This window comes from Prochlorococcus sp. MIT 1223 (assembly GCF_034092465.1).
Taxonomy (GTDB): Bacteria; Cyanobacteriota; Cyanobacteriia; order PCC-6307; family Cyanobiaceae; genus AG-402-N21.
The window spans coordinates 813,496-825,561 of record NZ_CP139303.1 but is presented as its reverse complement, the minus strand read 5'-3'; the positions used below and the strand labels follow the sequence as shown (position 1 = coordinate 825,561).

At 32.5% G+C, this 12,066-nt stretch carries 17 protein-coding genes and 2 tRNA genes; 7 read left to right on the top strand and 12 right to left on the bottom strand.

The window, feature by feature from the left end:
* Positions 1 to 138: 138 nt before the first annotated feature.
* From SOI85_RS04435 to SOI85_RS04425, 3 genes are all read right to left on the bottom strand, one after another.
* Positions 139 to 306: a hypothetical protein gene (locus SOI85_RS04435; RefSeq protein WP_320665022.1), complete on the bottom strand. Its 168-nt coding sequence runs from the start codon at positions 304 to 306 to the stop codon at positions 139 to 141.
* 409 nt (positions 307 to 715) lie between these two features.
* A complete protein-coding gene (locus SOI85_RS04430) occupies positions 716 to 823 on the bottom strand; it encodes a high light inducible protein (protein WP_320665021.1) in 108 nt (35 codons plus the stop codon).
* A gap of 184 nt (positions 824 to 1,007) precedes the next feature.
* Positions 1,008 to 1,358 carry a hypothetical protein gene (locus SOI85_RS04425; RefSeq protein ID WP_320665020.1) on the bottom strand — a complete coding sequence of 117 codons (351 nt, stop codon included), beginning with the start codon at positions 1,356 to 1,358 and terminating at the stop codon, positions 1,008 to 1,010.
* Positions 1,359 to 1,771: 413 nt separating this feature from the next.
* On the opposite strand from SOI85_RS04425, the gene SOI85_RS04420 reads away from it, so the two are divergent.
* Positions 1,772 to 2,047, top strand: a complete 276-nt coding sequence (locus SOI85_RS04420) for a helix-hairpin-helix domain-containing protein (protein ID WP_320665019.1) — start codon at positions 1,772 to 1,774, stop codon at positions 2,045 to 2,047.
* 17 nt (positions 2,048 to 2,064) lie between these two features.
* Here the strand turns inward: SOI85_RS04420 and SOI85_RS04415 are convergent, their stop codons facing one another.
* The 7 genes from SOI85_RS04415 to SOI85_RS04385 form a co-directional block, all read right to left on the bottom strand.
* Positions 2,065 to 2,274 carry a hypothetical protein gene (locus SOI85_RS04415; protein WP_320665018.1) on the bottom strand — a complete coding sequence of 70 codons (210 nt, stop codon included), beginning with the start codon at positions 2,272 to 2,274 and terminating at the stop codon, positions 2,065 to 2,067.
* 430 nt (positions 2,275 to 2,704) lie between these two features.
* On the bottom strand, positions 2,705 to 2,977 hold the full coding sequence (locus SOI85_RS04410; RefSeq protein ID WP_320665017.1) for a hypothetical protein: 273 nt from the start codon (positions 2,975 to 2,977) through the stop codon (positions 2,705 to 2,707).
* A gap of 400 nt (positions 2,978 to 3,377) precedes the next feature.
* Positions 3,378 to 4,025, bottom strand: a complete 648-nt coding sequence (locus tag SOI85_RS04405) for an SOS response-associated peptidase (protein WP_320665016.1) — start codon at positions 4,023 to 4,025, stop codon at positions 3,378 to 3,380.
* Positions 4,026 to 4,067: 42 nt separating this feature from the next.
* Entirely contained in the window at positions 4,068 to 4,202 is a 135-nt protein-coding gene (locus SOI85_RS04400; protein WP_320665015.1) for a hypothetical protein, read from the bottom strand.
* A gap of 38 nt (positions 4,203 to 4,240) precedes the next feature.
* Entirely contained in the window at positions 4,241 to 4,405 is a 165-nt protein-coding gene (locus SOI85_RS04395) for a hypothetical protein (protein ID WP_320665014.1), read from the bottom strand.
* Positions 4,406 to 4,498: 93 nt separating this feature from the next.
* On the bottom strand, positions 4,499 to 4,960 hold the full coding sequence (locus SOI85_RS04390) for an acyl-CoA thioesterase (protein ID WP_320665013.1): 462 nt from the start codon (positions 4,958 to 4,960) through the stop codon (positions 4,499 to 4,501).
* 150 nt (positions 4,961 to 5,110) lie between these two features.
* Positions 5,111 to 5,284, bottom strand: coding sequence for a DUF4278 domain-containing protein (locus SOI85_RS04385; protein WP_320665012.1), 174 nt, complete (start codon positions 5,282 to 5,284; stop codon positions 5,111 to 5,113).
* A gap of 1,017 nt (positions 5,285 to 6,301) precedes the next feature.
* Here SOI85_RS04385 and SOI85_RS04380 point away from each other — a divergent pair.
* From SOI85_RS04380 to SOI85_RS04365, 4 genes are all read left to right on the top strand, one after another.
* The gene (locus tag SOI85_RS04380) at positions 6,302 to 6,535 is read left to right on the top strand and encodes a hypothetical protein (protein WP_320665011.1); all 234 of its coding nucleotides are present in this window, start codon (positions 6,302 to 6,304) and stop codon (positions 6,533 to 6,535) included.
* 39 nt (positions 6,536 to 6,574) lie between these two features.
* Positions 6,575 to 7,513, top strand: a complete 939-nt coding sequence (pip, locus tag SOI85_RS04375) for a prolyl aminopeptidase (protein ID WP_320665010.1) — start codon at positions 6,575 to 6,577, stop codon at positions 7,511 to 7,513.
* 366 nt (positions 7,514 to 7,879) lie between these two features.
* On the top strand, positions 7,880 to 8,698 hold the full coding sequence (locus tag SOI85_RS04370) for a hypothetical protein (protein WP_320665009.1): 819 nt from the start codon (positions 7,880 to 7,882) through the stop codon (positions 8,696 to 8,698).
* A 391-nt stretch (positions 8,699 to 9,089) separates the two neighbouring features.
* Positions 9,090 to 10,040 (top strand): class I SAM-dependent methyltransferase, encoded by a 951-nt coding sequence (locus tag SOI85_RS04365; RefSeq protein WP_320665008.1) that lies wholly within the window; start codon positions 9,090 to 9,092, stop codon positions 10,038 to 10,040.
* A 618-nt stretch (positions 10,041 to 10,658) separates the two neighbouring features.
* On the opposite strand, the gene SOI85_RS04360 is transcribed toward SOI85_RS04365, so the two are convergent.
* Positions 10,659 to 10,730: transfer RNA gene (locus SOI85_RS04360), tRNA-Thr, on the bottom strand.
* 11 nt (positions 10,731 to 10,741) lie between these two features.
* Positions 10,742 to 10,823, bottom strand: a tRNA-Tyr gene (locus SOI85_RS04355).
* 110 nt (positions 10,824 to 10,933) lie between these two features.
* On the opposite strand from SOI85_RS04355, the gene aroQ reads away from it, so the two are divergent.
* Together aroQ and SOI85_RS04345 are read left to right on the top strand one after the other, a co-directional pair.
* A complete protein-coding gene (aroQ, locus tag SOI85_RS04350; RefSeq protein WP_320665111.1) occupies positions 10,934 to 11,377 on the top strand; it encodes a type II 3-dehydroquinate dehydratase in 444 nt (147 codons plus the stop codon).
* 2 nt (positions 11,378 to 11,379) lie between these two features.
* Entirely contained in the window at positions 11,380 to 11,994 is a 615-nt protein-coding gene (locus tag SOI85_RS04345; protein WP_320665007.1) for a tRNA-(ms[2]io[6]A)-hydroxylase, read from the top strand.
* Positions 11,995 to 12,066 lie beyond the last annotated feature (72 nt).

Below are 12,066 nucleotides of genomic sequence, written 5' to 3'. Positions count from 1 at the left end.
ACATTGCAGAATTAATCCAATAAAAAATCCCCCGTGCAGACGCGAGGGATTGAATGCCTCATTTATATATAAGCGCATTTTTGCCATAAAGCATTCGTAAATAATACCCAATAGTATTGTAAATTTCTTGAAGCAGTATTAGCTCCATCTACCTGCAAGGAAGTTAAGCAAATCATCCACATCTTCTTCTGGACAGCCTGTTTCTCTTTGTAGAGCTTTGCATGCTTCTTTGATCTTATCCACGGAAGCTTTTACTACTCCCTCCTGATTAATAGCTTTTAACATTTGATCTTCTGAAAATGCCATTAGTTTTGCAACCTCTAAAAGGATGGAAAATATTTGATTAAAACTGATAAACAATATTATAAATCAAAATTCTTTAACTGACTAATCTCTTCTTATTTAATTTATTGAATTGCTTCAATATTTCTCCACAACATATCTAATGCAATCTAACTTAATTGTTCAGATAAGTGAGAACAATGAAGTCAGATGGTTATTTAATACCTATAAGTAAAATTTTGACTTGGTTACTTTATGTAATGATTGTTTCACCTTTCTCTTTGGAAATTCGGGATAAGCTTAAATATTATATGAATGTACCATTTTATTGATTAATTGTTGAAAAAAAAATCTCTTACCCAGACCGGCAAGAGATTTTTTCTCAATATTATTTTTAAAATTGAGAATTTATTTCAACTGGTTTTAATTCTATTTAGAAAATTCCAGGAATAATTTGTCCAGTAGTTGCATAAGAACCGAAGGCTGCAACGAAGCCGATCATTGCTGCCCAGCCATTGAACTTTTCTGCTTCAGGAGTCATGGAATTAATTGAATTGATGGAATTGATATTTGAAATATAAAACAATTCTTAAACGACTGTGGCTTTTGGGGGTTGGCTTTGGTAAGCAGAAATTATGAGACCTATTAGGAAAGTAAATCTCTGATAAAGATGGTTAAGATTAGAGGTTGATTTAATCTTGCTGCTTATTCAGCCATGGAGTCTTTTAGAATTTCCCAGGAACGATTTCTTTTAATTCGCCTGCTTCCACTTCTTTCAATAACCCTTTAATTACTCCCCACATAGGGAGGCCAGTTGAGAAAGCTATTACTAAGGATGCAATTAATGAATTTCTTGGAGAAAAGAAAAAAACTTCAAAAACCCCAGTAAACATAATTGTTAATCCTGTTAAAGAAGCTATATAGCTACTAACTGATAAAAATCCTTCAAGTGGTAGAGGGGAAATCTTTTCTTGATTCCATCGTTGAATCCTTACTTGAATAACGTAGAGAAAAACAAACAGAAAAAAAACAACCAATGCGCCACCGATCCAAGCAATAGTTTTGGTTTCGATCATGCCCCAGGAATGGAAAATTTATAAGGATGTAGAATCCAGGATTCTAACTAGATAAATTTAAGTTTATTTTTGCCACATAAGGAGATTGGGTATTCCATCTAAACAATATGTTCATAAGACATAAATGAGATGTTTTTTTGTACGATCTTGCTTGCATTATCATAAAAATTTAATTCTATTTAAACTCGAGAGTCAAATAGAAGGTTATTAGGTTCTTTCCCTTGCCTCAATTTTGAGTAATTGAGGGTACTTAAAAATTGATATTAGAACTAAACAAAAATCTTGTTTAATCAAGAATAGGAACTTATTGTATTATTCATTACATATAATGCTAAGCATAGATTCGCGATTCATCCTAATCCTTGCTTTTTTTTTTTAGAGTTGCATAGTGAGTATATATATACTCATTTAAAATGCTAGGCAAAGAATTCTTTTTTGGCTTAAAAGGACGCCTTAAAAGGTTAATTCAAATTAGTTCAACTGATAATGATACTGAAAAAGATTCATCTAGATGTGAAAACTTGACGTCACTTCCAGGTATAGGCATTAATAACTGTAGAGTTTTTTATGATGCGGGTTATACAACACCTGAATCAATAATATCTGCTGACGATGCTGATTTAATGAAGCTCTCAGGAGTAGGAATTGGATTTATAAAAAAATTAAGAACTAAAGTGGGGAGACTTTAAAAGTTTCATAAAAAGTATCAAGCAGCTATTTTATTGATTGTGATATGCTCAGCTATTAATTTGTCGACTACATCTCCTTGCTCTTTTCTTCTAATATAACTATTGAAATCAATAGGCTCATTCATTTCTCTTTCAGCATCCTCACGAATATTGTTAAGTACTATTAGACAAGGAGTCATCACAAGAGAAATAGATGCATATAACAGAACTAAATTATCAAAGGACATAGTATAAAAATCTAATGATTTAAATATCTCTTTAATTAGGAGAAATGCAATCCTTTGTATCTATACGCTGATTTGAAAGTGAATGCTACTTAAAATCATTTCTTAAAAATAGCTTGACTTTTTTTGGCCTTAGTAATTAGTAGAAGAAAAAACTCCTGCATTAAAGAAATTCCTGTTTGCAGAAGTAAAGCTCCAACACAAGAAGGAATACTGACGCCTATTTAAGAATTGATTTTAATTAATCCATGTATGCAGAAAGTTTTTTCATAGAGTGCTTCTATCTTTAAATAATTGTCTCTAAGTGAATTTGTAAAAAAGTTCATTAATTACTCTTTTGTAAAATTGAATAAAAATTTGCGCCTCCAACATTTTAAGAGGGAAGCGCATTTAAGAAATTGATTAAGTTCGATAAGGCGTTTTCTTATAAGGATTAGAAATTCATTTTTGGTTTTGATCCAACAATTGCATTCCACTCTCTTGCGGCAGTAGATAAATCATTGAGTAAAGGTTTGATTACTTCACCTTTAAAACAGTTTAGTGGATTGACTAATTCACTATTTATCCAACACGCTATTGGATCTACAACATAGACATTTCCTTGATCTTTGGTGCTTTTAATCAAAATCAAAGCTAAAGCACCAAACCATCCAAGGATACAAAAAGTAAGAACATAAAAGGCGATACACAAATTAGTGGTACACATTAACTCTAGAAGTGTAGATATTTGAAAAGTAACGAAGCTTTTTCTAATGTCTATATATTGCTTATTAAAACTTTTTGTTGTCTATTCTCAATAGACTTAGAAGAATACTTTTCAGTTAAGCTCTTTTACTACTCCCTTGACTGGTTGTGACTATGTCAGGGTGCATAAAATCAACTGTATTTGTCTGTTATTTGTGCGATGGATTTCACAAGGAGAGACTGTGTCTCTATAGTCCGTATTAGTAAGATTGTTGAATGCTATTGAGCTTAATAGACAAGGACAAGTTATAAAAAAAATATGCATTAAAGAAAAACTTTTCAAGGTGAGTCTTAATACCTAACCTGTAGAGATATGTTTGTCTCTTTATAAACATTATTTGAAGAGGTCAACTTTCAATGCTTTATTCAAAGAAAGTTAATTGAGTGGAAAACTTTTGATTTATTGGTTCAGATATCCAGTCATCAGGATCCCACTCCATGAGTAGAGAATCGAGTGATTGAAGCTCAGTTGTACTTTTAACTGGCTCAATCCACTCTTCTTCTAATCCATATGGAATGATTACAGGCATTCGATTATGTAGTGGCCGAATTAATTTATTTGGTGTTGTTGTTAGAACACAGCAACTTTCGAGTTCACTTCCTTCTTGAGACATCCATTTACTCCAAATACCTCCTAACCAAAAGTCCCGAGAATCTTTTCTTCTGATGAGATGTTTTTTTTCAAAGAACCCATTGGCAGGTAAAAGACATCTTTTGTGTCTCCAGCTGTTTCGAAATAATTTTTTCTCTTTAACAGTTTCCGCTCTTGCATTAAATGGTCTTGGTCTTGGTCTTGAGGTTGAGAAAGGATCATTTGCCCACTCTGAAATAAAACCCCAAAGCATTATTGATGTCATTGCCTTGCCTTCATTTTTTAATACCAGTACAGGTGCATCGGGTTTGATCAGGTTTTGTTTCGAGTAGTTTGCTTCCAGGTTTTTAGGCAAGCTTCTCTTTAAAAGGTCTGGTAAATCTTTAAAATCACTTGTTAGTTGATATCTGCTACACATGAAAAAATATTTTTGGTTGTTACGACTCTTCTAAAGTACCTTTTACCCAGAAGGTAATCCATTTAACAACCATACAAAAGATTCTCCATTCAAAATCCAATATCTCAATCCAATTAAGACTAATAAATTAATCAGGATAAGAACTATAAAACGAAGTTTTGGATCTTCTATCCCCATGTTGAATCTCTAAAAGCTTTAATTAGTATTGGCATATATTAGAAATTGCAAGCGTTATATAACCTTTGAGCTTTTTGCTGATCCTCTAGTCTTTTTACATTCTGTTCTAGTTCTTGCATTTCTTGTTCAGCTTGGTTGATTAGGTCCAATGTCCATTGCCAATTGCGTTCAGTACAATGCTTCTTGGCGGAATCCCAATTCATGGATGAAGGAATTTGAATTATTTCTTCTCAAAGCGTAGTTATTTTTTCTTGGCTATTTCCCAATAGTTGATTTTTGTTAATTCATACGGTCAATCAGATATCAAGACTGTCTTTCGTCGGTCCTTGCCTTAAGTTCTCAAGAGCTTTTGAAATTTCATCTGGAAATCTTCTAACTATACGAAGACCTGAGTCAATCCGTTTTAAGGTGACTAAATGAACTATTGCCTCCGCTGAAGGCTTGCCACACTCTTTGATAAAGACTGTTTTCCAAGGTAAACGGGCTCCTTCTGAATCTAATAGCCAACTTTTTAGAATAACTTCATCTCCATGATTTAGCGAGCTCTGATATTTAATGCTTACTTCAACAACTGGCATCTCATAACCATTTTCAGAAATATTTGAATAAGACAACCCCGCTTGAGATAGAGCATTTATTCTTGACTCTTCTAACCAGTTCAAGTAAGAACCATGCCACATTATACCTGCATGATCTGTGTGTTGAGGTAAAACAGTTTTCCTAAGTAACCATGGTTTTTTCTTTAAAGGTTGTCCCATAGGATTAAGTGAAAAGTATTCTTCAAAATATAAATATAGTCTTGATGTCTACTTGATATCACCTTTAGAGTTGTTCTATAAGCTCAAGAACTAGGATCACAATAAAAAAAGCCCTCCTAAAGAGGGCTTTTTTTATTGTGATCCTAATTACTACTTCGAGTAGCTAATACCGCGATATGCAAGCTGATTATCCATTGCCCTTATGGCTTCATCTCTGCAAGTATTGTAATGCTCTCGCCTATAGGTCAGTTCAATGCAGTTTGATTGAGCGACTGGTTTTTTGTGCTGAACATAGTTATGTCCGCGATAAAGAAGAGTAGTCATGAATTCACTCCGAATATTGACCTAAGTCCCCGTTCCTTGGCTTAAGTCGTAATGCGGCTCGCAAATGTAGCGAGTTGAACGTTTTTGTAGCTGTCGCTACAGAACTTTTATAGCTAATAGTTGTGTGTTCGTGTTGTTCAGGAAGATACAATTAAAACTTTTTGCTGTAGTTCTCGCGTTATTTTCTAAGCAAGAGTATTTAGATGATCCGTATCTTGAAGGATATAAAGTTCAAATGGATTTTCACTCTTAATTTGTTTATAGGTATGGGATTCGTTGTTTAATCGACTTCTTAGCTTTTAGTATGTAATGCTAAAGAAATGAGAATGGGTCTTATTAAATATCAATTTTTGTGAGTACCTTGTTCGGTACATTTGAAATATTGATTTGATTGAAGGAAAAGCAGATGAGAAGCTTGCACTGATGAATCAGTATTCAATACCTGACCCTAATCGCTGCTGTCAAAACTATTCATACTCAATGGCATCATTGCAGTATGCCAAGTATGTTTATTCAGAAGAGTTGAGCTAAGAAGAAAGTTCTCAAGGCAGGTCGTTTTTGTGGTTTTAAAATCTATATATATTCTTGAATTGATTGATTGATCAAAAAAAGGAGGGGGGAGGGGGTTGCTAAATGCTGAATAATGAGTAATAATACCTGGGTGAGGAGCTGAGATCCTCTGAGGAGTGGAAACAAGGAAACACGACCTCTTGATCTCAAAAAAAACCTGCCATAAGGCAGGTTTTTTTTTGCCATAGACTTTTAACTATTAGGTTTGATGAGATATTGATGTTGGATTATTCTCAATTGGTTTGCTGATTGATATTAGTAATTGGAATAACTTGATAAAAGTTAAAAAGACTTGGGATGGTAACTTTTGATTTCCTTTCATGTTCTTTTGGAAACTATTTTTGTGTTTTACCTGGGCCAAAAGCCTTCGCTGTTTATGGTTTATTGCTAAAGAAAAAATATATCAACTTTTTGTCCTAAGGTTTAGAAATTAAGTTGGTTTTTGAAATGCTGTATTTGCTTTCTTTTACTATAAAAATTCTTGACCTAAGAGATTTAGTCAATCTTCCTTTTAAGGCTTTGCAGTCATTGCCTACAGATCCTCTCTCTACAAAATTTCTTAGTTTAATTCCTGTTATTGCATTTGTAGCACTTATAGTTACGGCAATTTGGCGGCAAGCAAAGAGATTTCCAGTAAGAGCTATTCAGGATGCTCAAGTTGACAGTATAAGAAACTTCTAATAAAGAAGGATGTTGCTATTTATATAGAAATTTCTAATAATGAATTTTTCTTTATACCCAGAAATTGATCCAAGGGAAACGGGTTTATTAAAAGTAAGTGAATTACACTCTATTTATTGGGAAAGATGTGGCAATTGCTTAGGAATACCTATTTTAATTGTTCATGGTGGTCCAGGTGGGGGAAGTCAAAAGAGTTATAGGAGATATTTTGATCCCGCAAAATTTGATATTATTCAATTCGATCAAAGAGGATGTGGTAGATCAATCCCTCATTCAGAACTGCAAGAAAACACGACTCAAGATTTAGTTAATGATATGGAAAAATTAAGAGATTTTTTAAAGATTAAAGATTGGCATTTGTTTGGCGGTTCATGGGGTTCAACACTGTCTCTTGTGTATTCAATTAAGCACCCTAATAGAGTTAAAAGTCTTATTCTTAGAGGTATATTTTTATGTAGAGAGTCTGAGTTGCTTTGGTTTTATCAGAAGGGAGCAAGTGAGATCTTTCCAGAGGAGTTTGAGGCATATGAATCTCTTATTCCCATTGAAGAAAGAGAAGACTTGATTAGAGCTTTTTATAAAATGTTGACAAGCAAGAATAAGCTGATAAGAGAAAAGGCTTCAATAGCTTGGACTAGATGGGAAATGGCTACTAGTCATCTTATCCCTGATAATTCGTATTTGATTAAATCAGGTAACACTTTATTTTCAGACGCCTTCGCTAGAATTGAATGCCATTATTTTATAAATAATATTTTCTTAGAAAAGAACTTTATACTTAAATATATTTCTGCTGTTGAATCTATCCCAACTACAATTATTCAAGGTAGATATGATGTTGTCTGCCCTGTTAGAAGTGCATGGGACCTAAGGAAAGCCTTGCCTAATAGTAAGCTTGTTATTGTTGATGATGCAGGACACTCTATGAGGGAAAGAGGTATAACCACAGAATTGCTTAGAGCTACAAATTTAATCTAATAAGTAATTCTTTATAACAAAATAGCAGGCCTAATCCGCCATCTTTAACCTGTTAAGTATTAACCATAATGTGTCTTATAAAAAGTAAGAAAAGGATAGGAGCTATTCAACACAAATGTTACCTTTTGAGTTCTGATTTGTTCGGATATTTCCTGTTTACTTATTGTTTAAACTTCCCTTTAATAATAATATGTTCAATAGTAATTAAACCTAATATCAAACTTTTTAAAGAACGTATCTTAACCTTACACAGACGTTTTACTTATAGGAATTTTAATACTTAATAAATGATTATAGTTACAAATATTCGACATTGAGGATTGATTTTGATAAAATTGGTAGAAAATATCTTTAATCTTAAAAATAATGAATTCATCTATTAAAGTAAGAGGAGAGAGAGTAGATATGTTAATAAACGATAGAGTTAATTCTATTTCTAATCAAGGTAAAAATGGCGACATATCAGACTATATACAAATAATACCCAATAGCCAATCTTCATTCACACCATCTGAAAAGCCTATAACTATTATTAAGTCCTTCATTCAAGATAGAAATACTATTAAGAATATGGTTAAAGAAATGATTGGTCTAATTCAAAATCAATATCCAGCAATAAATCAAGATCAGATGTTAGATAGGCATAAGGATATATTCTACACAGTTGATTATAATCCTATCTTTTCAGATACAAAGAGAATAATGTTAGATATATTATTGGGAGGAAATCTTGATAAGTTTTTATTTACATCTAAGATCTTTAAACAATTAATTGAATTTTATAATATTAATCTTAGGGTAGACAATGTTCCAATAGAATACAAATCAGCTCCTCAGGTTATATATTATCCTCAAGGTGGTGGTTACTTTGATTGGCATAGTCACCCTAAGCTTCCTACAAATTATGGTATGTGCTTGTGTCTATCAGAAGTCTCAAAAGTAAATTCAAAGAGTCGCGAAATTTCACCACAAGAAATTAGTTATGCTTCTATGAATGAAGGACAAATGATGTTTAGAGATAAGGATGATATAATTATTTCAACAGATGGTTTAATTGATACGGGCGACCTATTGATATTCGACTTTGGTATTGATCATTGTGTATCTCCTTGTGATGTATTTAAGCCTCTTTCTTTCAATGGGCATGGGCATTGGATGGCAGTCCACTCACTGCAAAAAGATTGATGAATGAAGAGGAGACTTCAAAAAGGGAAAAGAATTAAAGGTGTATTTTTTATAAATTCAACTTACTATCATCTGTGATTAATTATAATTAGTTATGTTCCCATACTTTCAAGAACATTAGTTAAATCCGACTATCTTTTTCTAAAAACCTCTATTTATTCTAAATTCGGATTCAATAAACCATAAAGCTAATAAAGGTTTCAGATTGAATCTGAAATTAAATCTTTTATTAAGAAAGATTTAACCTATAATAATTTTAAGTCATTTGTTGACAACCATAAGAAGTATATTTTAAATAGGAGTCTTTATGGAAAGTTGAGTTTATCTATTACTAGACTATTGTTAGCCAGAAAGATAAAAGAGATGCTATGTTAAATAAAAGCAGAGTACAATGTTTAAAATTCAATTCGATTCAATTGAATCAATAGGACCCTTAGAAAGATGCTATTTCAAACATGAAACTTCAAAAGAGAAAAATTCTGAAGGTCAAAACGAATATACTCTAGAATCCAGTATTCAATTTTATAGGAATTATCTTTCTTGGTTTTATGATACATTTAATCTTACTGAGACTTCTTTAAGAAATGAACTCTTTTCCGAGTTATCATTAAACAATGATATAAAAATATTGATAACAGGCGTTGGCTTGGGTCACGAGATCGAATATTTAATTGATCGTATTCTAACGAGAGATTTACAAAACATCACTATAGTTGCTCAAGATCATTCAGATTTATTTGTTGATTACATTTTTAACAGAATTAAAAAAAATAATGTTTTCATTTCTAATAAATCTAATTTAAAACTTATTCTTTTTAATGGTGACGCATGTAATTTACCCTTATTAGATAATGTCTTTGACTATTGCCACCATTTTGGAGGTATCAACAGATTCCATTCTATCAGACTTGCGGTTTCGGAAATGTCCAGGGTTTTGAAAAATTCCTCAATTTCTAGAGTAATGTTTTCGGATGAGTCAGTTGCACCTTGGTTAAGGGATCATGATATAGGTAAAATGATCATGGAAAATAATTCTTTATATGCAGCTAAATGCCCTATTAAATTATTACCTAAAGAGGCTTCCAATGTTAAATTAGAGTGGATAGTTCAAAATTCTTTTTATAAAATTAGTTTTGGTAATACTTTTAAAGAAGAACATATTAATTCTAAAGTTGTGCATAATAGTCCTCGAGGTGGCTCAATGTATTCAAGGTATTATGGTAAATTAGAATCTATTAGTCCAGAATTAAGAGATATAATTAATCAAAAAGCAAAAGCTAGAGGCCTTTCGTTTTCTGATATGATTACTAACTTAATTAAAAAATCTATTGAAGACTATTAATAGTTTTATTAATAAAAAAAGAGTAGGAATAATGGAAACCAGCCTTATTCTTTGATGATGCTTTTTATCTCTTGGGTTTCATATAAATTATTTAGTCTTTTTTGATAGTTTAGAATATTTCCAAGGTAGTTCATATAAAAGATTTTTCCTTTCCAATACTATCGGAGATAAGCAAATTCTTTCAATACAAGTTTTACAAGGCTAATTCCAAATCATAAATAAAGGATATTGAAATAAGAAGAGATAAGTGTCCATCAAAATTTGTTCGCATATTGGAATTTCTTTATTCTTCTTCGAAGGGAAAAAATGGTTTAATATCAGCTAATTTAATTAATACCATTCAAGCAACAAACTTTAATATTTTAGAGTTAAATACCTCAATAATAAACTATATCTATAGTCTATTAGAGTTATAAATAAACTTTTATTGATTGTCTTTACTTGATTATATTTTTATCTATCTCGACCTTGCATAACCACCTCTGATGGTGCTTATTATTTCAGCATCGAAGATTTTATTTGCTTTGTGCTGCTAAACATCATCATCTCTTCTGAAAAAATTACTGCCCTCCAACAGTAACTAATTTATATCGAATCTCTTTGATGCCTTTCCGACGATGCCCTCGTCGGGACTTGAACCCGAGACCTCTCCCTTACCAAGGGAGTGCTCTACCGCTGAGCTACAAGGGCTTTTATGGAAATGGGCCGGGTTGGATTTGAACCAACGTAGGCATAGCCAGCGGATTTACAGTCCGCCCCCTTTAACCACTCGGGCACCGACCCAATACATTCCACTACTGGAGATTATCAGTTAAGAGGGAGACCGTCATGAGTATTGTTGTGCGTTATGGCCACTTCTGGATAAAATTTAGAAGTTAACGATGGTTTGGCCCATGCATTTGCTTTTAATTAATGGTCCAAATCTTAATCTTCTTGGACAGCGTGAACGAGATATATATGGTTCGGCAACACTTGATTCTATAGAGAGAGATTTACAAATCAAAGCAAAGGACGAAAATGTTTCTTTGGAATGTTTTCAGAGCAATTCGGAAGGTGCAATTGTGGACTGCATTCATAATGCTATTAATAAGATTGATGGTATTTTGATTAATGCTGGAGCCTATACCCATACCTCAATAGCGATAAGAGATGCTTTGCTTAGTGTTCATATACCCTATGTGGAATTACACTTAAGCAATACTTATGCAAGAGAAGAATTTCGTCATAATTCTTTTATTTCAGATAAAGCAATTGGTTTGGTTTGTGGTTTTGGAGAAACTAGCTATGAACTTGCAATGCGAGGACTTTTGAATGTTCTAAGAAAAGTTAAAAAGTAGAAATGGAATATCTAAAAAAGTTAGATAAATCAAATTTAAGAATCAAATGGCTATTAAGCTCAACTAGTGATTCCTGGTTAAATCAAGCATTAAAGAATCCAATTGAAATTCTTATAGACCATGCCCATTGCGAAAGAAAGGCGGCTGGATTTGCAATGCAATTAATGTTTAGATACGTTTGCGAAGATGGCCTTTCAGAGATTTTAAGTCCTCTAGCTAGAGAAGAACTAGAGCATTTTGAAAGAGTTTTAACTCTTCTAAAGTCAAAAGGAAAATGCTTGAAATTATTAGCGGCGCCTCCTTATGGTTCACTTTTAGCTAAAGAAATTAGGAAACAAGAGCCTTTTCGAATGCTCGATAGTTTTTTGGTTGCAGGATTAATCGAAGCAAGAAGTCACGAAAGAATGTCTTTATTAGCAATTCATTCTAATGATTCTGAAATAAGAGACTTGTATGCAGATTTGTTGAGGAGTGAAGCACGACATTTTGGTTTATATTGGAGTCTTTCAGAAGCACGATTTAAAAATTCAGATATTCGTTCAAGAATGGCAGAATTAGGAGAGAAAGAGGCTAGAATTCTTGATGATTTACATCCCTATCCAAGAATGCATAGCTAAATAATTTACTACCTATAATATGAATTTTGGGATTTTAAATCCAAAGATTCATATTATATTAAACATTAATAT